This is a genomic window from Bacillus sp. YP1 (genome assembly GCF_000877815.1).
Classification (GTDB): domain Bacteria; phylum Bacillota; class Bacilli; order Bacillales; family Bacillaceae; genus Bacillus; species Bacillus subtilis.
In genome coordinates, this window is sequence record NZ_CP010014.1 from 227,670 (window position 1) to 254,560 (window position 26,891).

The window sequence follows — 26,891 nt, forward strand, 5'->3', positions numbered from 1 at the left end:
GGAATAGTCGTTCCGGATTTCGGGACAATAAATGACATAAAGCATATCGCTTGCTTTGGCAGGAGGGATTCTGTGTTTCAGATTGATTTAAACTGTGATTTAGGAGAAAGCTTCGGAGCCTACAAGATAGGTCTTGACCAAGATATTTTAGAGTATGTGACATCAGCGAATATCGCATGCGGATTTCATGCAGGAGATCCTAGTGTTATGCGAAAAACCGTCGCGCTTGCAGCGGAAAAAGGCGTAAAAATCGGCGCGCATCCGGGTTTGCCGGATTTACTCGGTTTTGGGCGCCGCAATATGGCGATTTCTCCTGAGGAAGCGTATGATCTTGTCGTTTATCAAATTGGCGCGCTCTCTGGCTTTTTAAAAGCAGAGGGACTTCACATGCAGCACGTCAAGCCGCATGGCGCTTTATACAATATGGCGGCAGTCGATCAAAAACTGTCGGATGCTATCGCGAAAGCTGTCTATAAGATTGATCCAGGCCTGATTCTTTTCGGTCTTGCTGAGAGCGAGCTCGTAAAAGCGGGAGAACGGATCGGACTACAGACCGCAAATGAAGTGTTCGCCGACAGAACATACCAATCGGACGGCACGCTGACACCGCGCTCCCAGCCGGACGCACTCATTGAAAGTGATGATGCCGCCGTCACCCAGGTCATCAAAATGGTGAAAGAAGGGGCGGTCAAATCTCAGCAAGGACATGATGTGTCATTAAAAGCAGATACAGTCTGCATTCATGGAGATGGAGCCCATGCGCTGACATTTGCGCAAAAAATCAGAAAACATCTCAAAGCGGCTGGAATTGAAGTGACAGCTATTTCAGAACAGAAGTCAACATAAAGGAGGAACAATAGATGGAGCAGCAGAAAAAGACAGCAGGAAAAAAAGCGGGCAGCTGGTCATTGCTGATGGGCGCCGCCTTTTTAATGGCGACATCAGCAATCGGGCCGGGTTTCCTCACCCAAACCGCAACATTCACAAACACACTCGCAGCAAGCTTCGGTTTTGTCATCTTAATCTCTATTATTTTAGATATTTTCGCCCAAACCAATGTGTGGCGCATCATCGCAGTTTCTGGAAAACGAGGTCAGGAAATTGCGAATATGGTGCTTCCCGGACTGGGGTATTTCATCGCCATTCTCGTCGTGCTTGGCGGACTAGCTTTTAATATTGGGAATATCGGAGGGGCCGGGCTGGGACTTCAGGTGCTGTTCGGCATTACACCTGAAACAGGCGCTTTAATCAGTGCCGTTATCGCCATTTTGATTTTTGTCATCAAGGAAGCAGGAAAAGCGATGGACCGTTTTACGCAAATCGCGGGGTTCGTGATGATTATTTTAACGGTCTACGTTGCGGCGACGACAGCTCCTCCGGTCGGACAGGCAGTCGCAAATACATTCGTCCCGGAACACATCAGCATATTTGCCATTGTCACCCTAGTGGGCGGAACCGTCGGCGGTTATATCACATTTGCCGGAGGACACCGTTTGCTTGATGCCGGAATTAAAGGGAAGGAATCCATTCCGCAGGTGACAAAAAGCTCGGTTGTCGGCATTTTAATTACATCTGTCATGCGTATCGCTCTTTTTCTTGCGGTTCTAGGCGTTGTATCGAAAGGCCTGCACATTGATGAAAGCAACCCGGCGGCCTCTGTCTTCAAACTGGCTGCAGGAAATGTCGGTTATAAAATTTTCGGATTGATCATGTGGTCTGCGGCGATTACGTCTGTTATTGGAGCAGCCTATACATCTGTTTCGTTTTTCAAAACCTTTTCTCCAAAAATTGAAAAGAATTCACGCGGTATTATTATCGGATTTATTGTGATTTCTACGTTAGCTTTTATCACAATCGGCCAGCCTGCGAAGATCCTCGTCCTTGTCGGTTCACTGAACGGCTTAATTCTGCCGATTGCACTCGGAACGCTGCTTGTTGCCGCCTACAAGAAAAACATTGTCGGTGATTATAAGCATCCGCTTTGGCTGACAAGCACAGGCGCGCTTGTAGTGATTGTAATGGCAGTTATGGGAATCTACACGTTAATTACACAACTTCCTCAATTGTGGAGCTGATATAAGTGGAGCAATTAAACAAAATGGCGCCAAAGGATGTACGCGCCCTGATACGAGAGGGGAAAATAAACGGGCCGACCGCAGGCATGTCCGGCGGCTACGCCCAAGCGAATCTTGTGGTTTTGAAAAAGGACCTTGCGTTTGACTTTCTGCTGTTTTGCCAGCGAAATCAAAAGCCCTGCCCCGTGCTGGATGTGACTGAAGCAGGTTCGCCTGTGCCGTCTCTGGCTGCGCCTGATGCTGATATCAGAACGGACTTTCCGAAATACCGTATTTACAGGCACGGTATCTTAACGGAAGAAGTATCTGATATTACGCCATACTGGGAGGACGATTTTGTCGGCTTTCTGATCGGATGCAGTTTCTCCTTTGAACAGGCACTGATCAATAATGGGATAGCTGTCCGGCATATTGATGAGGGGACAAACGTCTCGATGTATAAAACGAATATCGATTGTGTTCCGGCGGGGGCGTTTCACGGACAGATGGTTGTCAGCATGAGGCCGGTTCCTGAACGGCTGGCTGTACGTGCCGCACAAGTGACCTCGCGTTTTCCGGCTGTGCACGGAGGGCCGATCCATATCGGTAATCCGGGAGCAATCGGGATTCGAGATCTCGGAAAACCGGATTTCGGAGATGCCGTTTCCATTCGTGACGGCGAGGTTCCTGTTTTTTGGGCATGCGGGGTGACCCCGCAAGCCGTGGCTATGAATGTAAAGCCTGAAATGGTCATCACACATGCGCCGGGGCATATGCTCATCACAGATATTCGAGACGAGTCGCTTGCGGTGCTGTAGCCTCTCGTCATCCTGATGAACGAGAAATAAAAGAGGTGAGAAAGATGACTGTACGATATCAAATCGAACAGCTCGGTGATTCTGCAATGATGATCCGATTCGGAGAAGAAATCAATGAACAGGTCAACGGCATTGTCCATGCCGCGGCCGCTTATATAGAAGAACAGCCATTTCCGGGATTCATTGAATGTATCCCGGCTTTTACAAGTCTAACCGTATTTTATGATATGTATGAAGTGTACAAGCATTTGCCTCAAGGCATAAGCTCACCTTTTGAGAGTGTCAAGCGCGATGTCGAAGAGCGGCTGGCAGAAATAGCCGAAGACTATGAGGTCAACCGCCGTATTGTAGAAATTCCCGTCTGCTATGGCGGTGAATTCGGTCCGGATTTAGAAGAGGTGGCGAAGATCAATCAGCTGTCACCGGAGGAAGTAATCGACATTCATACAAACGGTGAATATGTGGTGTATATGCTTGGCTTCGCGCCCGGTTTTCCTTTTCTAGGCGGGATGTCAAAACGCATTGCAGCTCCGAGAAAATCATCACCAAGACCGTCGATTCCCGCAGGTTCGGTCGGTATTGCGGGATTGCAGACAGGCGTTTACCCGATTTCAACGCCGGGCGGCTGGCAGCTGATCGGCAAAACGCCGCTGGCTCTTTTCCGGCCGCAGGAAAACCCGCCGACATTGCTGCGGGCGGGAGATACTGTGAAATTCGTTCGCATCTCAGAAAAAGACTATCACGCCTATAAGGAGGAGTCCAATTGAGCATGAAAGTATTAAAGCCCGGACTGCTCACAACGGTTCAGGATATAGGCAGAACGGGATACCAAAAATACGGCGTTCTGGCCAGCGGCGCTATGGATACGGTTTCACTGCGCATTGCCAATCTGTTGATAGGAAACGGCGAAAATGAAGCAGGTCTCGAAATAACGATGATGGGGCCCGGTCCGTCGTTTCATTTTTCAAAACAGACACTGATTGCTGTGACAGGGGCGGACTTCACGCTGCGTATTAATGACGAGGAAGCGCCTTTATGGAAGCCTGTGCTCATCAAGGAAAACAGCACGGTCAGCTTTGGCCCCTGCAAACTCGGCAGCCGTGCTTATTTGGCGGCAGCCGGTGGCATTGAGGTGCCTGCCGTCATGGAAAGTAAAAGCACATACGTCAGAGGAAGCATCGGCGGACTTCATGGCAGAGCGCTTCAAAAAGAAGATCAACTGAACATTGGAGAGATGTCAGCTCTTTCGCAAACCATCCTTTCCCGCTTAAGTTCGCAGCTTGGAAATCAGGGGTTTGCAGCACCGAAGTGGTCAGTCAGCCGCGGCAGATTTCTGCCATTGAAGAAGAATCCCGTCATTCGGGTGCTGGAAGGAAAGCAATTTGCCTTTTTCACAGAAGAATCAAAAACGCGTTTTTATGAAGAAGCATTTCGTGTCACGCCGCAGTCTGACCGTATGGGCTACAGGCTCAAAGGAGAACCGCTCGAACTGAAGGCCCCGCTTGAGATGGTGTCGGAAGCGGTTTCATTCGGAACAGTCCAGGTGCCGCCTGACGGAAACCCGATTATCCTGCTTGCAGACCGGCAGACGACTGGCGGCTATCCGAGGATCGCGCACATCATATCCGCTGATCTTCCGATTGTTTCCCAAATCATGCCGGGCGAGCACGTCCAGTTTGAGCCTGTGTCCCTTCAGGAGGCAGAAGCGCTTGCGGTAGAACGGGAACAGCATATAAAAGAACTGAAAACGAGAATAAAGATGGAATGGCTGACATAGCAAAGGGGATGCATGATGCAGAATAAAAACAAAACCGTAGTCAAATCTATGGCGCTGCTTAATTTGTTTTTGCACAAACCAAGCCTAACCTTAAGTGAACTGGTGTCGCTGACGGGAATGCCGAAGACCTCTGTTCACCGGATGGTCAGCTCCTTGGAGGAAATGGGGTTCCTCAGTCGGGATGCGTCCGGCGCTTATTCGCTGGGATTGGTGTTTTTGGAATTCGGACAGCTTGTCGCTGACAGGCTGGATATCAGAAAAATAGCGAAACCGGTGATGGAAGAGCTGTGCCGGGAAGTGGATGAGGCCGTGCAGTTGATCATGAGGGATGGCAATGAAGCGATATACGTTGAGAAAATAGAAGGGACACAGACTGTGCGGCTGTATACGGCGATCGGCAGGCGTTCCCCCCTATACGCGGGAGCGTGCGCCAGAAGCATTCTGTCCTTTCTTCCCCGTGAAGAAATCGAAGCATACATCAAACAAACCGAGCTCATTTCGATTGGCTCCGGAACGATTACCGATCCCGAAAAACTGCTTCAGGAGATTGATGCCTCTGTGCAAAATGGCTATACTGTCAGCTATTCAGAGCTCGAAAACTATACGGCGGCGATCGGCGCCCCGATCTTTAACCATAAGCGCCAAGTGGCAGCCGGCATTAGCATTGCAGGCTTTGAAGCGAGATTTACAGAAGACAGGCTGCCCTATTTAACAGAAAAGGTGAAGGACGCCGCTTTACAGATTTCAAGAAAAATAGGATATACATAAGTAGCCAATCTTTTCTCTGCTGCGTACATTAACGTATCGACGTTCAAGAGTGGAGGAAAGAACATGGTGCTTCGATATACAGCTCTGGGCGATTCCTTGACGACAGGGAGAGGCTCTGGGCTGTTTTCACCCGGCTTCGTCCAGCGTTTTGGGGACATGATGGAAGCTGACTTGAAAACAAGAACGGCAATAAAAATATTTGCCAGATCAGGCCTGAATACAGAAGAGATTTTGGGACTCCTGTCATATCCCTATGTGCAAAAATGCATTCGAGATGCTGATATGATAACGATCACAGGGTGCGGAAACGATCTCATCGATTCGGTCTTAGCCTACCAAACCTCTAAGGATGAAACGATTTTCAGCCGTGTATCCGCCCATTGCCATGAGAATTTTGAAAAGATGATTGCCAAAATCGCCGAGATTAAAGGAGAAAAACCTTCCCCGTACGCCATCCGAGTGTTCAACTTATACAATCCGTTTCCCGGCATTGAAATCGCCGGCAAATGGATCACATCCTTTAATTCACATTTAGAAACACTTGCATCAGCACCCCATGTCAAAATCGCAGATGCCTATAGCATCTTCAAAGGCAAGGAGCGGGAATATCTGTCCTTTGACGGTGTCCATCCGAACTGCAAAGGCTATCAAGCGATGGCTGAAGCCGTTCACAAGCTAGGCTATAAAGAACTATCAGTTTCATAGAAAACGCGCCTCATGACAGGCGCGTTTTTTTATGTGTGATCGAAATATTAAAAGAAACTTAAAATTCTCTGTCTTCTGTTCTACAGACAAACAAAGTGCGCTAGAATAATGGAGGACGTAGGCAAATATAGCCATAACGTTCAATATTTCGTATATAAGGAAGGATGGTCCTTTTGTTTCGGATTTTTAAAATGTCTTTTGCGGTTATCATTATTATACTGGCGCTTATTGCTTTTAACTATACGGAACACACCTCTGTTATCCAATCGGTCATGCTCGTCTTTCTTGGCGCGGTCATGTTTATGCAGGGGCTTGAAGAGCGCAAAAAAGAAAATGACGGCTCAGGCGCTTTTAATATTTATACCGCCGTTTTTGTATGGTCTGTCTCCCTTATCGGTTTTACACTTCATATTATATAAATCTATTACACATCCTGAAAATGCTCGACCGTCGGGAACGGGGTATAGAATCGATGAAGCAAGGCTTTCCACTCTTGATACTCTGAAGAACCGCGAAAGCCTTCCGTATGGTTCTCAAGTGTTTCCCACTCCACAAGAAGCAGATATTTATGCGTTTCCTCCATGCATTTTGATAACGAGTGAGTGATATAGCCCTTCATGCCGGAAATAATCGGCGCCGCTTGCCGGAATGCATCCTCAAACTCTTGTTCAAGGCCTTCTTTAATGTGAAGCATTGCTGCCTCTCTGACCATGCTATCCCTTCTTTCTGTCTTTTCAAATAGTCTACAGCAAACGATAGGAGATTTCTGCAAAATCGGTGAACTTTTCCTTCATTTTCAAAAAAATCTTGCACGCACCAATTCAATTAAGAGAAAATAACAAGTGGAAGGCAGGGGAAAGTCATGTTAAAAAAGTGTATTCTACTAGTATTTCTATGCGTCGGATTGATTGGGTTAATCGGATGCTCCAAAACAGATTCACCAGAGGATCGCATGGAAGCATTCGTGAAACAGTGGAACGATCAGCAATTCGATGACATGTATCAAAGCCTGACTAAAGATGTCAAAAAAGAAATCTCCAAAAAAGATTTCGTCAACAGGTATAAAGCCATCTATGAGCAGGCCGGCGTAAAAAATTTGAAAGTCACTGCGGGAGAAGTAGATAAGGACGATCAAGACAACAAGACAATGAAACATATCCCGTATAAAGTCAGCATGAACACAAATGCCGGCAAAGTCAGCTTCAAGAATACTGCTGTGCTGAAATTAGAAAAAACAGATGACGAGGAGTCATGGAATATAGATTGGGACCCATCGTTTATTTTCAAGCAGCTGGCTGACGACAAAACCGTGCAAATTATGAGCATTGAACCGAAACGAGGCCAAATTTACGATAAAAATGGAAAAGGTTTAGCTGTCAATACAGATGTTCCGGAAATTGGAATTGTTCCCGGAGAGCTTGGCGATAAAAAAGAGAAAGTTATAAAAGAACTCGCCAAAAAACTTGATTTGACTGAAGACGACATCAAGAAAAAGCTGGATCAAGGCTGGGTAAAAGACGATTCGTTTGTGCCGCTCAAAAAGGTCAAGCCTGACCAGGAGAAGTTAGTTTCTGAAGCGACGTCATTACAAGGCGTAACAAGAACGAATGTCAGCTCCCGCTACTATCCGTATGGCGAAAAGACAGCCCATTTGACAGGCTATGTCCGCGCCATTACAGCGGAAGAACTGAAGAAAAAGAAAGAAGGAACGTACAGCGATACGTCTAACATCGGTATCGCCGGACTTGAAAATGTGTATGAAGACAAGCTAAGAGGCACAACTGGCTGGAAAATCTACGTGCCGCAAACCGGGGAAGTCATTGCTGAAAAGAAAGCAAAGGACGGCGAGGATCTTCACCTCACAATTGATATCAAAACGCAAACGAAGCTGTATGATGAACTGAAGGATGACAGCGGGGCGGCAGTCGCGCTGCAGCCGAAGACAGGCGAAACACTCGCCCTTGTCAGCGCGCCTTCCTACGATCCAAACGGATTTATTTTCGGCTGGAGCGATAAGGAATGGAAAAAGCTAAACAAAGATAAAAACAATCCGTTTTCAGCGAAATTCAATAAGACATACGCGCCAGGTTCTACCATTAAACCGATTGCGGCTGCTATTGGAATCAAAAACGGCACCCTTAAAGCCGATGAGAAGAAAACAATCAAAGGCAAGGAGTGGCAAAAAGATTCGAGCTGGGGCGGCTATTCAGTGACACGTGTGTCTGAGAGACTTCAACAAGTCGATTTGGAAAACGCCCTTATTACGTCAGACAATATTTATTTTGCCCAGAATGCGCTTGATATGGGAGCGGACACCTTCACAAAAGGCTTGAAGACATTCGGTTTTTCAGAGGACGTTCCGTACGAATTCCCGATCCAGAAATCGTCTATTGCAAATGACAAGCTTGATTCAGACATTTTGCTTGCGGATACAGGCTACGGACAAGGGCAAATGCAAATGTCTCCGCTTCACTTGGCAACTGCTTACACGCCATTTGTTGACAATGGAGACCTTGTCAAACCGACGCTGATCAAAAAAGATTCACAAACAGCTGATGTTTGGCACAAGCAAGTGGTCACCAAGGAAGGAGCAGCAGACATTACAAAAGGTCTGAAAGGCGTTGTGGAAGATGAGCGCGGATCAGCGTATCAGCCTGTCGTGAAAGGAATCACAGTGGCCGGGAAAACAGGAACAGCCGAGCTGAAAACATCAAAAGATGATAAAGACGGCACGGAAAATGGCTGGTTTGTCGGCTACGATTACAAAAACAAAGACCTGCTTGTCGCCATGATGATCCAAAATGTGCAGGACCGCGGCGGCAGCCACTATGTCGTTGAGAAAGCGAAAAAGCAATTTCAATCGAATTAAAATGTCTTTTTAAAAGGAGCGAAAGGAAAAAGGGGATCTGAGGCCGAATGAACTAGTAAGGGGCAAAACCCGGTTTATACAAAGAAAAGAGGGATTTTGCATGCAGCGTATTCAATTGGCGGAGGATCTTCAATTTTCAAGAGTCATACACGGGCTTTGGCGGCTGAATGAATGGAACTATTCAGATGCTGAACTTCTGAGCCTCATTGAATGGTGTATCGATCACGGCATCACGACCTTTGATCATGCGGATATTTATGGAGGCTATACGTGCGAAAAGCTGTTTGGAAACGCCCTTGCCCTTTCGCCTGGATTAAGAGAAAACATAGAGCTGGTCACAAAATGCGGTATCGTTCTTGAATCGCCTGAACGGCCAGCTCACAGATCGCATCATTATAACACAAGCAAATCGCATATTTTGGCATCCGTTGAGCAATCGCTTATGAACCTTAGGACGGATTATATCGATGTGCTGTTGATTCACAGACCGGACCCGCTCATGGATCCGGAGGGGGTAGCAGAGGCGTTTCAGGCCTTGAAATGCTCTGGCAAGGTCAGGTACTTTGGCGTTTCAAATTTTAAAGATCACCAGTATCGGATGCTGGAATCATATTTGCCCGAGAAGCTCGTAACCAACCAGATTGAGCTTTCCGCATACGAATTAGAAAATATGCTCGACGGCACTTTGAACCTGTGCCAGGAAAAACGGATTCCGCCGATGGCTTGGTCGCCTCTGGCAGGCGGCAAAGTATTCACTGGAAACACGGATAAAGACCAGCGTGTCCGCACGGCGCTTGAATCCGTCCAAGGGGAAATCGGCGCTGCTTCATTGGACGAGGTCATGTACGCATGGCTGTTCACGCATCCGGCCGGCATCATGCCGATTGTCGGAAGCGGAAAGCGCGAGCGGATTTCCGCCGCGATAAATGCGTTGTCATACAAGCTTGACCAGGATCAATGGTTCCGCATTTTTACAGCCGTACAGGGTTACGATATTCCATAAAAAGCATCAGCTTACCAGCTGATGCTTTTTCAATATTGTCACACCGCATAGTGCCAAATTACCATTTATAAGTGATTGATTCTTTCTTGAAAGCGTTTTATATTAAAGGGAAACCTCTCTATATCCTCTACTGCATCTCCTTGCGACTTCATCCGCACATCAAGATAGTCTAGGAGGTCTTTTTTATGTATATGACTGCCAGAGAACAAAAGCTGTTAAAGCACTTATTATTACAAAACAGATATATAACCGTAACTGAGCTTGCTGAGCTGATGCAAGTCAGCACGAGAACCATTCACAGGGAACTCAAATCAATTAAACCGCTGATGGAAACCGTGGGGCTTACGTTAGATAAACAGCCCGGTAAAGGGTTGAAAGCAGTGGGAAGTCCCGAAGATAAACAAAAGCTGCTTACTGATTTATCATATGAACAGCATGAATACAGCGCCGACGAACGGAAACTGCTCATTCTTTGTTCGTTATTAGAGTCTCAGGAGCCCGTCAAACTGTACACGCTTGCTCATGATCTCCAGGTGACGAATGCCACGGTCAGCTATGACTTAGATGAGCTCGAGAAGTGGATTTCTCCCTTCGGACTGACACTGATCCGCAAAAGAGGTTTTGGCATCCAGCTCATAGGGCCGGAGAATGCGAAACGGAAAATTGTCGGCAACTTGATTGTGAACCGTCTCGACATCCAAATGTTTTTGGAAGCGGTTGAATTAAACATCAAAGGAAAAACCGATTCTTCAGAGAAAATGTTCGGGGTTGTCAGCAAAGGTGAGCTGTTAAAAATGGAGCGCATCTTATTTCAGCTCAAAGAAAAAATCGCTTTTTCATTGTCCGACAGCTCCTATATAGCGCTCGTCGTCCATCTGACGTATGCGATCGAACGAATTAAGCTTGGGGAAACTATCACCATGGAGCAAAATGAGCTTGAGGAACTGAAGAATGCGAAGGAATACAGCTCCGCTCTTGAAATCGCGGGCGAGCTTGAACGTGCCTTCGGCGTGACGATTCCAGAGGCGGAGGTCGGCTATATTACAATCCATCTTCGAAGCGCCAATCGAAAATACAAAACAGAATACAAAGCGCAGGAAATTGAGCTGGAAACAGCCCTGCAAACAAAGCGGCTCATTGCTTTTATTTCAGACAAAATCAGAATGGATCTGACGAAAAACTACTCTTTATATGAAGGCTTGATTGCCCATTTGGAGCCGGCCGTCAGCCGCATAAAAGAAAATATTGAGATATACAATCCGATGAAGGAACAGATCAAGCGCGATTATTTTCTGCTTTATATGGCGATCGAAGAAGGCGTCGAAAAGTATTTTCCGGGCATGTCCTTTTCTGATGATGAAATCGCTTTTATCGTTCTTCACTTTGGCTCGGCTCTTGAAATCAAAAAAGAAGAAGCAAAAGTGAAAGCGCTTGTCGTCTGCTCAAGCGGGATCGGCTCCTCGAAAATGCTTGCCTCCAGACTGAAAAAAGAGCTGCCGGAAATTGAATCGTTTGATATGTCATCCCTGATCGAGCTAAAGGGGAAGGATGTTCAAGCCTATGATATGATTGTGTCCACTGTACCGATTCCTTATGAAAACATTGATTACATCATGGTCAGCCCACTATTAAATGAGGAAGACGCAAACCAGGTCAAGCAGTATATCAAGCGGAAGATTCCCCTTATTCTTAACAAAAAAAGAAGCCCGAAGGAAGAGGCGCAGCAAGCTGATGTACCTGACATGCTAGAGGCGGCGGAAAGCATAGGGCGGTATATGGAAGTTATCCAAGATGTTCTGCGCCATTTTACGCTAGCTCCACTCAAAACAAACCCGGACCATAGCATGCTTTTGCTAGAGCTTTTTCAACAGCTGAAGAAGGATGGCCTGATCCGTAATCCGGAAAAAGCCGCGGTTTGCCTGGCTGAGCGGGAGAAACAAGGGGGATTGGGAATCCCCGGAACAAACATGGCGCTTTATCATCTCAAAAATGATGAAATCGTCCTGCCTTTTTTCAAAATGTTTGATCTCAGCACCTCCTATGAAGTGGATGGCATGGACGGAAATACCCTCAGGATGACACGCATTCTCGTCATGATGGCGCCTAACTCATTATCTGCTGAAGGCTCGGAGATTTTAAGCGCGATCAGCTCGGCAATTATCGAGAGCGGAGAAAGCATGGCGGGGTTTCAGGAAGAAGGAGAACAAGAATTGTATCAGCGGTTAAACCGCATATTTTTCACATGGATGAAAGAAAAAAACATACTGTAATCCTGCATGGCACACGTCAAAAATTTGGCGTGTGTTTTTCTTTGGACGGGGAACAAAATAAGAAAATGTGGGACTATTTTATCATTCAGTATTGGAATAATTCCAAAATGAAATAGTTTTACAAGTTATCTTTTTTGGGTTAAAATGGGTGAGGTAAGGAAGAAAATCTAACAAATTATTGAAGATTCAAGAGAATATAGGAGATGACGATATGGAAACATTACAGCATCTGATTCTGCATGACATGCCGAATAGCGAAGATATAGAGGCTGTAAAAAGCGGAGACCATACACTGACATATAAAGGTTACCGTAAACGGATTAATCAGCTGGCGAATGCCATGCTTCAAAAAGGAATTCAAAAGGGCGACCGTGTTGCATTGCTTTGCAAAAACGGCCATCCCGCCTCAACTGTTATGTTCGCCGCACTTGAAATAGGTGCTGTTGTCGTACCTGTCAGCTGGCAGCTGAAACCATATGAAATGACAGGCATTTTAAAAGCAAGTGAACCGAAAGCAATGTTTTACGGAGCGGAGTTTAAAGAGACACTGGATGAAGTTCTTCCTGAATTGTCCTCACTGTGTGTAACAATGGAAACTGGAACAGCTTACGAAACATCTGCTGAATTTGAAGCGCTGTTTGCAGGTCCTGATCATTTGCCAGAGACGGAAATGGTTTCCCCTGATGATACAGCACTTCTGATGTTTACATCTGGAACAACGGGTAACCCGAAAAGATGCATGATTACACATGGCGGCATATACAGATACGTTAAAAAATCCAACAGCTCAATAGCACGCATGAAGGGCCTTCGTTTTCTCGCGTGCCATCCGATTTATCATACGAGTGCGCTCATTTGCATCATGCTTGGAACGTTTGCAGAAACAACCTTTGTGTTTACAAAGGATCAAGATCCTGTTCACATGCTGAAGGTCATTGAAGAAGAGAAAATTCAGACAGTGATGGCTCTTCCTGTGTTCTACACGTATTTGCTTGAGGCGTGGGAAACGCACCAAACTGACTTATCTTCGCTTGTTATTTTAATGACAGGCGGAACAAAAGTGCCGAGCAGCCTAATCCGCCGCTATCTTGATATTGGCATTCCGCTTGCGCATGGCTATGGAAGTACTGAGGCTTGGGGCATCAGCACATGGACGCCTGATATGGGAATGGATAAAGCGGCATCTGCAGGAAAACCTGTGGCAGGTGTTAAAGTCAAAGTGGAAGATCCTCTGACCGGAGAAGAACTTCCTCAAGGAGAAATCGGCGAAATCGTTGTTCATACTCCATTCTTATTTAAAGGCTATGAAGACAATCCTGAAGCAACAGAGAAAGTGCTGCAAAATGGATGGTTTAGAACCGGAGATTCAGGATATGTAGATGAAGATGGCTTTATTTTCATCACGGGACGCTACAAGGATGTCATTATTTACGGAGGCGATAACGTCTATCCTGATCAGGTTGAAGAAGTTATCCAGCAGATCCCGGGAATCCTTGAAACGGCTGTGGTCGGTATTCCAGACCCGCTTTACGGTGAAAAACCGAAAGCTTTTATCGTGAAAAATGGCGGCCAGCGCATCACGGAAGAGGATGTCATCGCATTTTGTAAAGAACGCCTGTCCGCTTACAAAATACCTGAAGTTGAATTTGTTAACGAACTGCCGAAAAACAACCTTGGCAAGGTGAAAAAAGACGTCCTGCGCAATCAGGCTGTACATTCATAAAAGAAGAAGCCCGTCCACTTTATGTGGCGGGCTTCTTTGCACTTGCACAGACGGAAAGCTCAGGCTTAATGTTCTTAAATTGTATATCAATGTCTTCGAAGCCGGCTGCTTTAAAGTCAGCAATCATCTGTCTTCCAAATGATTTGGTTTTTTCAGGACTGGCATCCGCTTCCCGCGGCTGCATCGTAATGGCTGCTTTGCCACCTGGCTTTAATGCCCGATAAATCTGTTTCATGCCTTTTGTTTGGTCATTCCAAATGGTGTAGTTGTTAACGGAAATCACTTTATCATAAAACGAGGCGGGGAGAGGAAATGTCTCGATGCTTCCTTGTATCAGGCGTACGCCCTTTGGTTTCACTCTGCGGGCGGCCAGCTTCAGCATGGCCTCTGACACATCAATCCCATGAAGATGAACATCCTTCTCGCATTTCAGCATCTGCTGCATGCAGTATCCCGGGCCAAACCCGACTTCTAAAATGCTGTCCCCGCGCGTGATACCCAACTGATTGATTGTCCACTGATTCAGTGTTTGATTTTCAGCAGCCATGATGTACCCGGCAATCATGCCGATGACGCCCTTTGGCCTGCTGAATCTTCTAGAAAGCATGTTAATCATTCAGCAACCAACCCCCTTTTTGAGTTAATTTCCTCCAAGCGTTCCATGTGAAACATTTTTCTGATAAAGCAATGCGAAGGTGCTACGCCATGTTTATCCAAAGAGTGTGTGAGGTACACAACAAATAGACATGAAAACAAAGGAGGAGAATCATCATGGCAAATTATCCAAAAGAACTGCCGGCACAAACTCAAAGTCGCCAGCCGGGAATTGAAAGCGAAATGAATCCGAGTCCGGTGTATGAGTACGAGGATTATAAAGGAGCAGACAAATTAAAAGGAAAAGTAGCTCTTATTACAGGTGGCGACAGCGGGATCGGACGCGCGGTTTCCGTCGCTTACGCAAAGGAAGGCGCAGACATCGCCATTGTGTATAAGGATGAGCATGAAGACGCTGAGAAGACGAAGAAACGTGTTGAACAAGAAGGCGTAAAATGCCTGCTGATTGCTGGTGACGTAGGTGAAGAGGAATTCTGCAATGAAGCGGTTGAAAAAACGGTCAAGGAACTAGGCGGCCTTGACATCCTTGTCAACAATGCAGGTGAACAGCATCCGAAGGAAAGCATCAAAGATATTACGAGCGAACAGCTTCACCGCACATTCAAAACAAATTTTTATTCTCAATTTTATTTGACTAAAAAAGCAATTGATTACCTGAAACCGGGCAGCGCCATCATCAATACGACATCCATCAACCCGTACGTAGGGAACCCGACACTGATTGATTATACAGCGACAAAAGGGGCGATCAATGCCTTTACAAGAACAATGGCGCAGGCGCTTGTCAAAGACGGCATCCGTGTAAATGCAGTCGCGCCGGGTCCAATTTGGACGCCACTAATCCCAGCTACGTTCCCTGAAGAAACAGTTGCTCAATTTGGGCAAGATACGCCGATGGGCCGTCCTGGACAGCCTGTTGAGCACGTCGGCTGTTATGTGCTTCTGGCATCAGATGAGTCCTCTTACATGACAGGACAGACCCTGCATGTCAACGGCGGAAACTTTGTGACGACATAAGAGGGAGTGAGACATATGGGCATCACGAAAGAAGAAGTGAACAGCTACTATCAAAAAGCAGGGATTGTATTAACGGACGAGGAAGTAGACCAAATCCAGCTGATGGATTACGGCTTAGGAAAAGAAAGAAAAGTCGGGCTCCAGCTCTTCGTCTACGTCAATACAGACCGTTATTGCTCAAAGGAATTGGTGCTGTTTCCGGGACAGACTTGCCCGGAACACCGCCATCCGCCGGTCGACGGCCAGGAAGGCAAGCAGGAGACCTTCCGCTGCCGCTACGGAAAAGTGTATCTTTACGTAGAAGGAGAAAAAACGCCGCTTCCAAAAGTTCTCCCTCCTCAGGAAGACAGAGAACACTATACGGTCTGGCACGAAATTGAGCTAGAACCGGGCGGGCAATACACGATTCCACCAAACACAAAGCATTGGTTCCAGGCTGGGGAAGAAGGTGCTGTCGTGACGGAAATGTCATCGACGAGCACGGATAAACATGATATCTTTACCGATCCAAGAATATAAGGATGAGGCTTAGCAGCCCATCCTTTTTTGTATTGAAAAAAACAGAATCATCGATATAATGGGTGAAAAAGGAAAGAGGGCGAGGTAATGTTCACTTGCAAGGTAAATGAGCACATCACCATCCGATTATTGGAGCCGAAGGATGCTGAGCGGCTGGCCGAACTCATTATCCAAAATCAGCAGCGGCTCGGCCAGTGGCTGTTTTTTGCAGAAAATCCAAGCAGCGCTGAAACGTACAGAGAAACCATCATTCCAGATTGGCGGCGCCAGTATGCCGACCTGAACGGCATTGAGGCGGGGCTCCTTTATGACGGCAGCCTATGCGGCATGATCAGCCTGCATAACCTTGATCAAGTGAATCGAAAGGCTGAAATCGGATATTGGATTGCTAAAGACTTTGAAGGGAAAGGCATTATTACAGCTGCCTGCCGAAAACTTATTACGTATGCTTTTGAAGAGCTTGAGCTGAATCGTGTGGCGATTTGTGCGGCTGTCGGAAACGAAAAAAGCAGAGCGATTCCGGAGCGGCTCGGGTTTCTAGAGGAAGGCAGGGCACGGGACGGCTTATACGTAAATGGCATGCATCACGACCTCGTCTACTACAGTCTGTTAAAGCGTGAATGGGAAGGCGAAAAATAAAGAGCACACTTTCTTGTTTAAATCTTCCCCGGATGTGGAAAAGTAACAGCGGAGACGTTAAAAAGGAGTGATTCGAGATGAATCAGCAAGACATTAAACAAAAAGTGCTTGATGTTCTAGATCACCATAAAGTAGGTTCGCTCGCAACAGTTCAAAAGGGCAAACCGCATTCCCGCTACATGACTTTTTTCCATGACGGGCTGACGATTTACACACCGACAAGCAAGGAAACTCATAAAGCGGAAGAAATTGAGAACAACCCCAATGTCCACATTTTATTAGGCTATGATTGTGAAGGTTTTGGCGACGCATATGTCGAAGTTGCCGGAAAAGCCAAAATCAACAATTCGGCAGAACTCAAGGACAAAATATGGAGTTCCAAATTAGAGCGCTGGTTTGACGGCAAGGATGACCCGAATCTGGTGATTCTTGAAATTGAACCGGAGGATATCAGATTAATGAATGCCGGGGAGAAAACACCGGTCTCACTCGAACTATAAAAAATTTGTGTTTTCAAGGGCGATATGTTATTATGAATAGCTAGTAAGAAAAATAAGCAAATAAAAAAGAAAGTAAACTTCTTTTTTCTGTTTTGAGAGAGAAGCTTACCGCTTCCCAAGCAGCATAACCAGCTGCCCTTATTCTTTTCCTTCATAACAAATCGCCCCTAACGATGAGATGGAAAAAAGACTTTTTTGTTTTACAATTCACACCGGCGCGGCTTCGGAGCCGCAGTGACGATTGAGAGGTAGGGCTTTCGTTGTCTTGTGTTCAAGAAATTTCCATGGTGTTTACTTTCCAGAATGATTCTTCGGAACAATGCTTTATGAATCTAACCCGCCTGACTTGGCGGATGATATAATCTTTATTTGCGTATAGAAAAGAATAAGACAAACCGCCCGGCGTACGCCGGACGGTTTTTTTATTGCAAAAAACACATCGTACTGAAACCTCCTTGTCTTCATTCCAGTCTTATCTCTAGGATGAAATTGGAGGAAGAATAACGTGCATGTCATTACAACACAAGTACTTTTTATTTTTTGTTTTTTATTGCTGATTCACTCGATAGAAACTTTAGCCTATGCCACAAGGCTTTCCGGGGCCCGCGTTGGATTTATTGCGTCCGCGCTTTCTCTGTTTAATGTCATGGTCATCGTATCCAGAATGTCGAACATGGTGCAGCAGCCCTTTACCGGGCATTTAATTGATGATGCTGGAAAAAACGCACTGGCGATTGTAGGGGAGCAGTTCCGCTTTTTAATTTTCGGATCGACAGTTGGCACCATTTTGGGCATTATCCTGCTCCCGTCTTTTGTCGCTCTTTTTTCACGGGCGATTATTCACTTGGCGGGCGGCGGCGGCTCCGTTTTTCAAGTATTCCGAAAGGGATTCTCGAAACAAGGATTCAAAAATGCCCTTTCCTATTTGCGTCTGCCGTCCATTTCATATGTAAAAGGATTTCATATGCGCTTGATTCCGAAGCGTTTGTTTGTCATCAACATGCTGATCACATCGATTTATACGATTGGTGTGCTTTCGGCTTTATACGCAGGCCTTTTGGCGCCGGAGCGCAGCACGACAGCCGTCATGGCTTCGGGTTTGATCAACGGAATTGCAACGATGCTGCTGGCTATTTTTGTTGATCCTAAGGTATCCGTTCTTGCTGATGATGTGGCAAAAGGAAAACGAAGCTATATCTATTTAAAATGGACCTCTGTCACAATGGTCACATCAAGGGTGGCGGGCACACTCCTCGCCCAGCTCATGTTTATTCCCGGGGCCTACTATATCGCGTGGCTGACAAAGTGGTTTTAATAAGAAAGGCTGGATCATAAAGATCCAGCCTTTTTGCGCTTCCTTATTTATAGTTCCTTAATCCGCGGTCGTACAAAAAATTTCCGAATGGGACGAAAGCGGCGATGAAGCCGGCAGCTGACCATTTCAGCGGCCATTTGACAGAGAAGGTTGCATAAGCCAAGACAAGCAAATACAAAATGAACAACCCGCCGTGAACCGAACCGACAATTGTCACCGCAAGCGGAAGGCCTGCCCAATATTTAAGCGGCATAGCGATGAACAACAGGATTAAGAGTGACATTCCTTCAATAAAACCCATCGTGCGAAGTCTTCCGATCGGCGTGTGCAGCATAAATCGCCCTCCTTGTGGACACGTTTTCATTTTATACTATAAACAATCCGGGGGGGCATATGACAGCTTTCAAAAAATGTTCGGAAAACATTCATTTTTACATGCCTTTTCTAGGGAACTGTACTTGTCATTTACAAAAATACCCGAGATAATGTGTACAAAATCAAAAAAGAAGGATGTTGAAATGAAACTTGACCAGATTGATCTGAATATCATTGAGGAGCTGAAGAAGGACAGCCGTTTGTCGATGAGGGAATTAGGCAGAAAAATTAAGCTGTCGCCTCCATCTGTAACAGAACGGGTAAGACAGCTTGAATCGTTTGGCATCATCAAGCAATACACGCTGGAGGTCGACCAGAAAAAACTGGGGCTTCCCGTTTCCTGCATTGTGGAAGCAACCGTTAAAAACGCGGATTATGAGCGGTTCAAAAGCTATATTCAAACATTGCCGAATATTGAATTTTGCTACCGGATTGCGGGTGCAGCCTGCTATATGCTGAAAATCAATGCCGAAAGCCTCGAAGCGGTAGAAGATTTCATTAACAAAACATCGCCCTACGCGCAAACCGTCACTCACGTCATTTTCTCAGAAATTGACACGAAAAACGGGCGCGGTTAGAGAGTGCCGCGCGAAGTCTGTTATAATAACAGGATGAGCGTGAAAGAAAGAGAAGTGATCAAGCATGTCAAAAACAGTTGTATTAGCTGAAAAACCTTCAGTCGGCCGGGATTTAGCCCGGGTACTGAAGTGCCATAAAAAAGGAAACGGTTATCTCGAAGGCGATCAATATATTGTGACTTGGGCTTTAGGCCATTTGGTGACGCTTGCTGATCCGGAAGGCTACGGAAAAGAATTTCAATCATGGCGCCTAGAGGATCTGCCGATTATCCCAGAACCCTTGAAGCTTGTGGTGATAAAAAAAACCGGAAAGCAGTTCAATGCAGTCAAATCCCAGCTTACCCGTAAAGACGTCAATCAGATTGTCATCGCGACTGACGCAGGCCGGGAAGGTGAGCTTGTTGCGCGCTGGATCATTGAGAAAGCGAATGTCCGAAAACCAATCAAGCGGCTGTGGATTTCATCTGTGACGGATAAAGCGATCAAGGAAGGTTTTCAAAAGCTGCGCAGCGGCAAAGAATATGAAAACCTGTACCATTCTGCCGTCGCCAGAGCGGAAGCGGATTGGATTGTGGGGATCAACGCCACCCGTGCACTTACCACAAAATTCAATGCCCAGCTCTCATGCGGGCGTGTGCAGACTCCGACGCTTGCCATGATTGCAAAGCGCGAGGCAGACATTCAGGCGTTTACGCCCGTTCCGTATTACGGCATACGTGCTGCAGTCGACGGCATGACGCTGACGTGGCAGGATAAGAAATCAAAGCAGACGAGAACGTTCAATCAAGATGTAACAAGCCGTTTGCTAAAAAATCTCCAAGGAAAGCAAGCGGTCGTAGCTGAGCTGAAAAAAACAGCGAAAAAAAGCTTTGCGCCTGCGCTTTATGATTTAACGGAGCTCCAGCGTGACGCCCACAAGCGCTTCGGTTTTTCTGCCAAAGAAACGCTTTCTGTCCTGCAGAAGCTATATGAGCAGCATAAGCTCGTCACATATCCGCGGACGGACTCTAGATTTTTATCCAGTGACATCGTCCCGACGTTAAAAGACCGTCTGGAAGGCATGGAAGTAAAACCGTATGCCCAATATGTCAGCCAAATTAAAAAACGCGGCATTAAATCTCATAAAGGATATGTCAATGACGCGAAGGTGTCAGACCACCACGCGATTATCCCGACCGAAGAGCCGCTCGTTCTCAGCAGTCTGAGTGATAAAGAACGAAAGCTGTATGACCTGATTGCGAAACGTTTCCTGGCTGTATTAATGCCTGCATTCGAATATGAGGAAACAAAGGTCATCGCAGAAATCGGCGGAGAAACCTTTACGGCGAAAGGCAAAACCGTGCAGTCGCAAGGGTGGAAAGCCGTTTATGATATGGCGGAAGAGGATGATGAGCAGGAGGATGACAGAGATCAGACACTTCCTGCGCTTCAAAAAGGCGACACACTTGCCGTCCGCACGTTAACGGAAACAAGCGGCCAAACGAAGCCGCCTGCCCGCTTTAATGAAGGGACCTTGCTGTCAGCGATGGAAAACCCAAGCGCGTTTATGCAGGGAGAAGAAAAAGGCCTCGTCAAAACGCTTGGAGAAACAGGCGGCCTCGGCACGGTGGCAACGCGTGCCGACATTATTGAAAAACTGTTCAACAGCTTTTTAATCGAGAAAAAAGGCCAAGATATTTTTATCACATCTAAAGGAAAACAGCTCCTGCAGCTTGTTCCGGAGGATCTGAAATCACCGGCCTTAACAGCAGAATGGGAGCAAAAGCTGTCTGCGATCGCGGCCGGCAAATTGAAATCGGCTGTTTTTATTAAAGATATGAAGGCTTACGCTCACCAAACGGTAAAAGAAATCAAAAACAGCAGCCAAACCTTCCGACATGACAACATTACGGGAACGGCATGTCCGGAATGCGGCAAAATGATGCTGAAAGTAAACGGCAAACGCGGGACGATGCTCGTGTGCCAAGATCGTGAATGCGGAAGCAGAAAAACGATTGCCCGAAAAACAAACGCACGCTGCCCAAATTGCCATAAAAGAATGGAGCTTCGCGGCCAAGGCGAGGGCCAAACCTTTGCGTGTGTGTGCGGTCACCGTGAAAAGCTCTCTGTATTTGAAAAACGAAAAAACAAAGACAAAGCGCGTGCTACCAAACGGGACGTATCCTCTTATATGAAAAAACAAAATAAAGATGAGCCGATTAACAACGCGCTGGCAGAACAGCTGAAAAAACTCGGTTTGGATAAATAATAAAAAAACCTGTGCCTATCGCACAGGTTTTTTATTGGACTTAGGTCCTGTTTTCTTAATGTTCAAAAAGGGAAAAAAAAGCTAGCAATCTGCATTTTTTTTCTTTTATAGTAAATGTACTTTGTAACATGGCAGTCATATTTTCGTCTATAACTATTTGTGAGCGTCTGATTTGCTTCAGGCGACAAAGGGGGATTTGCCTGTGAGGCATGTACTAATTGCTGTCATCTTATTCTTCTTATCTATCGGACTTTCCGCAGGGTGTGCTGAAGCTGGAAACAAGACCCAAAATCAGTCGGCGACAGAAGTGAATGCCAGCCCGCTCCAGCCGGCGGAATATTTCATCTATCACAATTTAATGAATGACAAAGGGCTGATCAAAACCGATTTTTCAGACCAGCCTTCTTACTTGTCGGAATCTCTCGGACTGTGGATGGAGTTTCTGCTCAGCAAAAATGACGCACCACATTTCCAGGATCAATATCAGCATCTGACTGATTCATTTCTGATGAGCAATCACTTGGTGACGTGGAAGATTCAAAATGGCCAAGCGAGCGGGACGAATGCGCTGATAGATGATATGAGAATTATGCTGTCTCTTGACCAAGCCGCCGCAAAATGGGGCCGCAGCGACTACGCGCAAACGGCTAGGGATATCGGCACGTCTTTGAAGACATACAATATGAACAACGGGTTTTTTACAGACTTTTACGACTCACAGGCCGCTTCAAAGGATGTGACGCTTTCATACGTCATGCCTGATGCCTTAGCTGTCTTAAAGAAGAATGGAATCATAGACGAAGAAACAGAACAGCGGAATGCCAATGTTCTCTATTCAGCTCCTTTAAAAAATGGCTTTCTGCCGAAGACATACAGCTCGGAGACGAAGGAATACACATATGATAGTGAAATCAACCTGATTGATCAGCTTTACGCTGCTTGGCATTTGCCGGAAGGGGATGAAAAAGCATCTGTTTTAGCGGACTGGATCAAGCAGGAATTTCAGAAAAACGGAAAGCTGTACGGGCGGTATTCGGCATATACGAAGGAGCCTGCCGTCCAATATGAGTCTCCATCCGTATATGCCTTAGCCGTATTGTTTTTGACAAAACAGCATGAAAACAGTTCTGTCATCAAAGCCATATATGATAGAATGAATGACTTTGAAATTCATGATCCGGTGAAATCGTATTATGGAGGCTATATGAGCGGCACTCAGACGCATTCATTTGACAATCTGCTGCCGCTGTTAGCCGAAAGGAAGCTTTTTAATGAAAATATCATTCAGTGAATCACAAAAATTATTTGCTTATTTTTCAGGGCTCATCGCGGCCCTGTCTTTGTTTATTTATTATGTGTCAGCCCAGCAATCAGAAGGTGCTCTGATCCTTTGCATCACATTTGGCGTCATCGCCGCAGGCATCTGGTTCGGCCCGATTTACGCGCTGGCAGTGACCTTAATCGTACTCTTTGTTCTCGGCACCTTAATGATGTTTTTCCAGACTGGACAGACATCGCTCTTTCCGGCTGAGGAAGGGCTGCGAATGCTTGTCGTGTGGGGAATCGCGCTTTTGCTGTTTTCTTTTATTTCTGGAAGAATCCACGATATTACAGCAGAGCTTCGGCGCTCAATGACACGGCTTCAATCCGAAATTAAAAGCTATGTTGCTGTTGACAGAGTGACTGGTTTTGATAACAAGCAAAGGATGAAGCTGGAACTTTCAGAAGAAATCAAGCGGGCGGAGCGCTACGGCAATTCTTTTGTGTTTTTGCTGCTCCATATGCATTATTTCAAAGAGTTTAAGTCTTTGTACGGTGAAAAAGAAACGGACCGCCTCTTCCAATATGTCGGTCAGCAAATCAGGACAAGCGTTCGGGAAACGGATAAGAAATTCCGTCCCTCTGACGAGCGTATCGGGATCGTGCTGACGCACACGCCTGCTGAACATATGCCGGCCGTTCTGACTAAGCTGAAGAAACAATTGGATACATATCAGCTGGAAAATGGAAAGTATGTGTCGCTTACGTTCCACGTTTGCTATTTGCCCTACCGCAACGATATCCAAACAGCTGATCAATTTTTAGAAGAACTGGAAAACGAGATGATGATGAATGAACTATAAAGGAATCACATTGCTATGCGTCATGATGCTTCTATTTTCAGCTATTGCGTCTTTTCCCGTTTCTGCGCAAGCGAAAGATCAGGATGCCGGCATTCTCATCATCTACTCAACCTTGGACGGCAAAGAGTCGTCACAAGTCAAAATGCTCGATTTGCTTGCGGGCCACTTTACATCCCATGTGACAGTCAAAAAAGATTCAGACGTTGAAGCGTCGGATTTCAAAGGGAAAGACCATGTGATTTATTACGGCCAAACGAAAAGAAAGCTCAGCCAAAAATTGCTGTCTCTTATCAGCGGCGTGAAAAAACCGGTTGTCGCCATTGGCTATAACGCAGGCCAAATCAGCCAATTTTCTGGGCTTTCATTAGCCCGCAAAGAAAATGTGTTTCAGGTTCACAGCAGGTCAGAAAAGGCCGATGTGTCTCTGGAAAGCGGGCTTAACGTGCTGAGTGTATCAGGCCTGAAAGGAACGGCGCTTTACACCTTCAAAGCGGATGAAGGCACAACGCATTCTTTTATATGGAAAACAAAAAAAGGGAATGTGTACATTGGATTAACAAATTTGTTAAATGACAATTTGATCGTGGCGAAACAGCTCAGAGAAGCTTTCGGAGAGAAGGCGGGGACGACGTTATTGTATTTGCGTCTCGAGGATATCAGCCCGATGTCTGATGAAAAACTGCTGCTTCAAGCCGGTACATACCTGCATAAGCGGCATATTCCTTTTATCCTGGCGGTCATTCCGGTTTACTTGAATCCGGAAACAGGCGACAAAGTGTATTTGTCTAATCAACCGAAGATGGTCAAGGTGCTGAAGAAGCTGCAAAGCATGGGCGGCAGTATCATAGTTCACGGCTATACTCACGCTTATCGCTACAGTGAAACAGGAGAGGGATTTGAATTTTGGGATGCAAAGGCGGATCAGCCGATTACATCCGGAAATGCCGAAGACCCCCCGTCCATTTTGGAGAAAGAACAGGACTTCCCGAACGAACAAGCCTATCACAGCTATCTTGAACCATTTCGGGAAAAGGAAGAAACGTATACAAAACAAAAACTGACGCGTGCCATTGAGGATTTGACATCATCGGGTCTTTACCCGCTGGCGTTTGAAGCGCCGCATTACACGATGTCCGAATATGGCTATCAAATCGCCTCGCAGTATTTTACAAGCATTTTCGGCCAGGTCCAGCTCAGCAGCACAACATGGAAAACATCCGGTGCACCTCCGTTTGTGACTGCTCCTTCGATGCTGCACGGAATGACGCTTTATCCGGAAACGATCGGCTTTGTCGACACATCGAAGCAAAACCCGCTCGGTGAGATGGAGGAGCATATCTCCCAGATGATTGATTTTGAAGGCGGAGTAGCCGGAGGATTTTATCACCCGTACCTTGGGATGAAATATCTGCCTGAGCTGGTTGATCAGATGGAACGCATTCCAGACAGTGAATGGCTTGATTTAAAGAAAACGAAACAAACCGTCAAAACAGACAAAGTGGAAATTCATACAAGCGGTGACGGAACGATTCAGGTGAAAAACGGCGTAAGCCCCATTTACGAGTTTTTCGATCATCACCGGCAAACCCCTCTGGAAAAGGCGTTATGGATTCTCTCCGCTGTTGTGCTCTTATTTGTCATCATGTTTGTCAGTTATACGTTTTACTTGAGAGCCACATTGAAAAAACGAATTTTTAAGGAGAGAAGAAGCCTTGGGTAATACGCTGTTCTTTATCTCGCTAAGTTTAATATGGGTTATGCTTCTCTACCACATGTTCCTCATGCAGGGCGGGTTTCGCCACTATATGACCTTCGAACGGAATATCCCGAAGTGGAGAGAAAATATGAAGGAACTGCCGAAGGTCAGCGTCCTCATCCCGGCGCATAACGAAGAGGTTGTGATTCGGCAGACGCTGAAGGCCATGGTCAACCTTTATTATCCGAAGGACCGGCTGGAGATTATCGTCGTTAATGATAATTCATCAGACCGGACGGGTGATATCGTCAATGAATTTTCCGAGAAATACGATTTCATCAAAATGGTGATTACGAAGCCGCCAAATGCAGGAAAAGGAAAATCCTCTGCACTTAACTCGGGTTTTGCCGAATCGAACGGCGATGTGATCTGTGTGTATGACGCCGACAACACGCCTGAGAAAATGGCCGTGTATTACCTCGTGCTCGGCCTGATGAATGACGAAAAGGCAGGCGCCGTGGTAGGGAAATTCCGCGTCATCAATGCGGCAAAGACGCTGCTGACGAGGTTTATTAATATCGAAACGATCTGTTTTCAGTGGATGGCCCAGGGAGGCAGATGGAAGTGGTTCAAAATCGCCACGATCCCAGGCACCAACTTCGCGATCCGCAGAAGCATTATCGAAAAGCTCGGAGGCTGGGATGACAAAGCGCTCGCTGAGGATACTGAGCTGACCATCCGGGTATATAATCTCGGCTATCACATCCGCTTTTTCCCTGCCGCCATCACGTGGGAGCAGGAACCGGAAACATGGAAGGTATGGTGGCGCCAGCGCACCCGATGGGCGCGCGGCAATCAATATGTCGTGCTCAAATTTTTGGCGCAGTTTTTTAAGCTGAAACGAAAACGGATTATCTTTGATTTGTTTTATTTTTTCTTTACGTACTTCCTGTTTTTCTTTGGCGTGATCATGTCAAATGCGATTTTTGTAGTGAATTTGTTTTATGATTTGCATTTGTCTGTTGGATTTTTGGCAATGATTCTCTGGATTTTGGCGTTTTTCTTATTTATGACAGAGGTCATGATTACGTTGAGCATTGAAAAAACAGAAATGAACAAGCAAAACTTTTTTATCGTATTTCTCATGTACTTCACATACTCGCAGGCATGGATTGTGCTTGTTATCTACTCTTTATTCGTAGAAATCAAGCACCGTTTATTCAAGCAAGAGGTCAAATGGTACAAGACAGAACGATACAATCAACATAAAAGCGGGTGA

26 protein-coding genes are annotated in these 26,891 nt (G+C 46.1%); 23 read left to right on the forward strand and 3 right to left on the reverse strand.

Annotated features, from left to right (window positions below; translation table 11 throughout):
- Positions 1–72: 72 nt before the first annotated feature.
- From pxpA to QF06_RS01035, 8 genes are all read left to right on the forward strand, one after another.
- Positions 73–846: a 5-oxoprolinase subunit PpxA gene (gene pxpA, locus QF06_RS01000; RefSeq protein WP_041850705.1), complete on the forward strand. Its 774-nt coding sequence runs from the start codon at positions 73–75 to the stop codon at positions 844–846.
- A gap of 14 nt (positions 847–860) precedes the next feature.
- Positions 861–2,075, forward strand: coding sequence for an NRAMP family divalent metal transporter (locus tag QF06_RS01005; protein WP_024573240.1), 1,215 nt, complete (start codon positions 861–863; stop codon positions 2,073–2,075).
- Between the two features lie 23 nt (positions 2,076–2,098).
- Positions 2,099–2,872 carry a putative hydro-lyase gene (locus tag QF06_RS01010; protein ID WP_010886407.1) on the forward strand — a complete coding sequence of 258 codons (774 nt, stop codon included), beginning with the start codon at positions 2,099–2,101 and terminating at the stop codon, positions 2,870–2,872.
- A 44-nt stretch (positions 2,873–2,916) separates the two neighbouring features.
- Complete coding sequence (pxpB, locus tag QF06_RS01015) at positions 2,917–3,639, forward strand: 5-oxoprolinase subunit PxpB (protein WP_029726563.1); 723 nt, start codon at positions 2,917–2,919, stop codon at positions 3,637–3,639.
- A gap of 2 nt (positions 3,640–3,641) precedes the next feature.
- Positions 3,642–4,649, forward strand: coding sequence for a 5-oxoprolinase subunit PxpC (gene pxpC, locus QF06_RS01020; protein ID WP_080332576.1), 1,008 nt, complete (start codon positions 3,642–3,644; stop codon positions 4,647–4,649).
- Positions 4,650–4,664: 15 nt separating this feature from the next.
- Entirely contained in the window at positions 4,665–5,417 is a 753-nt protein-coding gene (locus QF06_RS01025) for an IclR family transcriptional regulator (RefSeq protein WP_014478857.1), read from the forward strand.
- Positions 5,418–5,480: 63 nt separating this feature from the next.
- Positions 5,481–6,122: a spore germination lipase LipC gene (gene lipC / locus QF06_RS01030; RefSeq protein ID WP_041850707.1), complete on the forward strand. Its 642-nt coding sequence runs from the start codon at positions 5,481–5,483 to the stop codon at positions 6,120–6,122.
- A gap of 173 nt (positions 6,123–6,295) precedes the next feature.
- Positions 6,296–6,541, forward strand: coding sequence for a YczI family protein (locus QF06_RS01035; protein WP_003240256.1), 246 nt, complete (start codon positions 6,296–6,298; stop codon positions 6,539–6,541).
- A 5-nt stretch (positions 6,542–6,546) separates the two neighbouring features.
- Here QF06_RS01035 and QF06_RS01040 read toward each other — a convergent pair whose 3' ends face one another.
- Positions 6,547–6,834: an antibiotic biosynthesis monooxygenase family protein gene (locus QF06_RS01040; RefSeq protein ID WP_014478859.1), complete on the reverse strand. Its 288-nt coding sequence runs from the start codon at positions 6,832–6,834 to the stop codon at positions 6,547–6,549.
- 150 nt (positions 6,835–6,984) lie between these two features.
- Here QF06_RS01040 and pbpC point away from each other — a divergent pair, with 150 nt between their 5' ends.
- The 4 genes from pbpC (at position 6,985) to QF06_RS01060 (ending at position 13,987) form a co-directional block, all read left to right on the forward strand.
- A complete protein-coding gene (gene pbpC, locus QF06_RS01045; RefSeq protein ID WP_014478860.1) occupies positions 6,985–8,991 on the forward strand; it encodes a penicillin-binding protein 3 in 2,007 nt (668 codons plus the stop codon).
- 100 nt (positions 8,992–9,091) lie between these two features.
- Positions 9,092–9,994 carry an aldo/keto reductase gene (locus tag QF06_RS01050; RefSeq protein ID WP_038827741.1) on the forward strand — a complete coding sequence of 301 codons (903 nt, stop codon included), beginning with the start codon at positions 9,092–9,094 and terminating at the stop codon, positions 9,992–9,994.
- Between the two features lie 185 nt (positions 9,995–10,179).
- Positions 10,180–12,264 carry a mannitol operon transcriptional activator MtlR gene (gene mtlR, locus QF06_RS01055; RefSeq protein WP_041850708.1) on the forward strand — a complete coding sequence of 695 codons (2,085 nt, stop codon included), beginning with the start codon at positions 10,180–10,182 and terminating at the stop codon, positions 12,262–12,264.
- Between the two features lie 211 nt (positions 12,265–12,475).
- Complete coding sequence (locus QF06_RS01060; RefSeq protein WP_041850709.1) at positions 12,476–13,987, forward strand: class I adenylate-forming enzyme family protein; 1,512 nt, start codon at positions 12,476–12,478, stop codon at positions 13,985–13,987.
- A gap of 19 nt (positions 13,988–14,006) precedes the next feature.
- On the opposite strand, the gene QF06_RS01065 is transcribed toward QF06_RS01060, so the two are convergent.
- The gene (locus tag QF06_RS01065; protein ID WP_038827745.1) at positions 14,007–14,603 is read right to left on the reverse strand and encodes a class I SAM-dependent methyltransferase; all 597 of its coding nucleotides are present in this window, start codon (positions 14,601–14,603) and stop codon (positions 14,007–14,009) included.
- Positions 14,604–14,758: 155 nt separating this feature from the next.
- On the opposite strand from QF06_RS01065, the gene QF06_RS01070 reads away from it, so the two are divergent.
- The 5 genes from QF06_RS01070 to amj all read left to right on the forward strand — a co-directional run bounded on the left by QF06_RS01070 (position 14,759) and on the right by amj (position 18,592).
- On the forward strand, positions 14,759–15,619 hold the full coding sequence (locus QF06_RS01070) for an SDR family oxidoreductase (RefSeq protein WP_003234401.1): 861 nt from the start codon (positions 14,759–14,761) through the stop codon (positions 15,617–15,619).
- A gap of 15 nt (positions 15,620–15,634) precedes the next feature.
- Entirely contained in the window at positions 15,635–16,138 is a 504-nt protein-coding gene (lyxE, locus tag QF06_RS01075; protein ID WP_003234400.1) for a D-lyxose ketol-isomerase, read from the forward strand.
- A gap of 87 nt (positions 16,139–16,225) precedes the next feature.
- On the forward strand, positions 16,226–16,777 hold the full coding sequence (locus tag QF06_RS01080; protein ID WP_041850710.1) for a GNAT family N-acetyltransferase: 552 nt from the start codon (positions 16,226–16,228) through the stop codon (positions 16,775–16,777).
- A gap of 77 nt (positions 16,778–16,854) precedes the next feature.
- Complete coding sequence (locus QF06_RS01085; protein ID WP_003234396.1) at positions 16,855–17,277, forward strand: pyridoxamine 5'-phosphate oxidase family protein; 423 nt, start codon at positions 16,855–16,857, stop codon at positions 17,275–17,277.
- Between the two features lie 505 nt (positions 17,278–17,782).
- Entirely contained in the window at positions 17,783–18,592 is an 810-nt protein-coding gene (gene amj / locus QF06_RS01090; RefSeq protein ID WP_003234394.1) for a lipid II flippase Amj, read from the forward strand.
- A gap of 43 nt (positions 18,593–18,635) precedes the next feature.
- Here the strand turns inward: amj and QF06_RS01095 are convergent, their stop codons facing one another.
- Positions 18,636–18,926, reverse strand: a complete 291-nt coding sequence (locus QF06_RS01095) for a DUF3817 domain-containing protein (RefSeq protein WP_003246602.1) — start codon at positions 18,924–18,926, stop codon at positions 18,636–18,638.
- A gap of 184 nt (positions 18,927–19,110) precedes the next feature.
- Between QF06_RS01095 and lrpC the strand changes: the two genes are divergently transcribed.
- The 6 genes from lrpC (at position 19,111) to QF06_RS01125 (ending at position 26,891) form a co-directional block, all read left to right on the forward strand.
- The gene (gene lrpC / locus QF06_RS01100) at positions 19,111–19,545 is read left to right on the forward strand and encodes a transcriptional regulator LrpC (RefSeq protein ID WP_003246585.1); all 435 of its coding nucleotides are present in this window, start codon (positions 19,111–19,113) and stop codon (positions 19,543–19,545) included.
- A gap of 64 nt (positions 19,546–19,609) precedes the next feature.
- Complete coding sequence (locus tag QF06_RS01105) at positions 19,610–21,793, forward strand: DNA topoisomerase III (protein ID WP_003246684.1); 2,184 nt, start codon at positions 19,610–19,612, stop codon at positions 21,791–21,793.
- 202 nt (positions 21,794–21,995) lie between these two features.
- Positions 21,996–23,084 carry a lipoprotein gene (locus QF06_RS01110; RefSeq protein WP_003246551.1) on the forward strand — a complete coding sequence of 363 codons (1,089 nt, stop codon included), beginning with the start codon at positions 21,996–21,998 and terminating at the stop codon, positions 23,082–23,084.
- Positions 23,065–23,916 carry a cyclic-di-GMP receptor EpsK gene (gene epsK, locus QF06_RS01115; protein WP_003246541.1) on the forward strand — a complete coding sequence of 284 codons (852 nt, stop codon included), beginning with the start codon at positions 23,065–23,067 and terminating at the stop codon, positions 23,914–23,916. The genes QF06_RS01110 and epsK overlap by 20 nt, the downstream gene beginning before the upstream one ends.
- A gap of 10 nt (positions 23,917–23,926) precedes the next feature.
- Entirely contained in the window at positions 23,927–25,636 is a 1,710-nt protein-coding gene (locus QF06_RS01120) for a DUF2334 domain-containing protein (protein WP_010886408.1), read from the forward strand.
- Positions 25,629–26,891: a glycosyltransferase family 2 protein gene (locus QF06_RS01125; protein WP_003246697.1), complete on the forward strand. Its 1,263-nt coding sequence runs from the start codon at positions 25,629–25,631 to the stop codon at positions 26,889–26,891. The genes QF06_RS01120 and QF06_RS01125 overlap by 8 nt, the downstream gene beginning before the upstream one ends.

Bases quoted from the DNA above. Each gene is read 5' to 3' on its own strand.
- QF06_RS01005 (WP_024573240.1), top strand. From the start codon at position 861: ATGGAGCAGCAGAAAAAGACAGCAGGAAAAAAAGCGGGCAGCTGGTCA.
- QF06_RS01010 (WP_010886407.1), top strand. From the start codon at position 2,099: ATGGCGCCAAAGGATGTACGCGCCCTGATACGAGAGGGGAAAATAAAC.
- pxpB (WP_029726563.1), top strand. From the start codon at position 2,917: ATGACTGTACGATATCAAATCGAACAGCTCGGTGATTCTGCAATGATG.
- pxpC (WP_080332576.1), top strand. From the start codon at position 3,642: ATGAAAGTATTAAAGCCCGGACTGCTCACAACGGTTCAGGATATAGGC.
- QF06_RS01025 (WP_014478857.1), top strand. From the start codon at position 4,665: ATGCAGAATAAAAACAAAACCGTAGTCAAATCTATGGCGCTGCTTAAT.
- lipC (WP_041850707.1), top strand. From the start codon at position 5,481: ATGGTGCTTCGATATACAGCTCTGGGCGATTCCTTGACGACAGGGAGA.
- QF06_RS01040 (WP_014478859.1), bottom strand. From the start codon at position 6,834: ATGGTCAGAGAGGCAGCAATGCTTCACATTAAAGAAGGCCTTGAACAA.
- pbpC (WP_014478860.1), top strand. From the start codon at position 6,985: ATGTTAAAAAAGTGTATTCTACTAGTATTTCTATGCGTCGGATTGATT.
- QF06_RS01050 (WP_038827741.1), top strand. From the start codon at position 9,092: ATGCAGCGTATTCAATTGGCGGAGGATCTTCAATTTTCAAGAGTCATA.
- mtlR (WP_041850708.1), top strand. From the start codon at position 10,180: ATGTATATGACTGCCAGAGAACAAAAGCTGTTAAAGCACTTATTATTA.
- QF06_RS01060 (WP_041850709.1), top strand. From the start codon at position 12,476: ATGGAAACATTACAGCATCTGATTCTGCATGACATGCCGAATAGCGAA.
- QF06_RS01065 (WP_038827745.1), bottom strand. From the start codon at position 14,603: ATGATTAACATGCTTTCTAGAAGATTCAGCAGGCCAAAGGGCGTCATC.
- QF06_RS01070 (WP_003234401.1), top strand. From the start codon at position 14,759: ATGGCAAATTATCCAAAAGAACTGCCGGCACAAACTCAAAGTCGCCAG.
- lyxE (WP_003234400.1), top strand. From the start codon at position 15,635: ATGGGCATCACGAAAGAAGAAGTGAACAGCTACTATCAAAAAGCAGGG.
- QF06_RS01080 (WP_041850710.1), top strand. From the start codon at position 16,226: ATGTTCACTTGCAAGGTAAATGAGCACATCACCATCCGATTATTGGAG.
- QF06_RS01085 (WP_003234396.1), top strand. From the start codon at position 16,855: ATGAATCAGCAAGACATTAAACAAAAAGTGCTTGATGTTCTAGATCAC.
- QF06_RS01095 (WP_003246602.1), bottom strand. From the start codon at position 18,926: ATGCTGCACACGCCGATCGGAAGACTTCGCACGATGGGTTTTATTGAA.
- lrpC (WP_003246585.1), top strand. From the start codon at position 19,111: ATGAAACTTGACCAGATTGATCTGAATATCATTGAGGAGCTGAAGAAG.
- QF06_RS01105 (WP_003246684.1), top strand. From the start codon at position 19,610: ATGTCAAAAACAGTTGTATTAGCTGAAAAACCTTCAGTCGGCCGGGAT.
- epsK (WP_003246541.1), top strand. From the start codon at position 23,065: ATGAAAATATCATTCAGTGAATCACAAAAATTATTTGCTTATTTTTCA.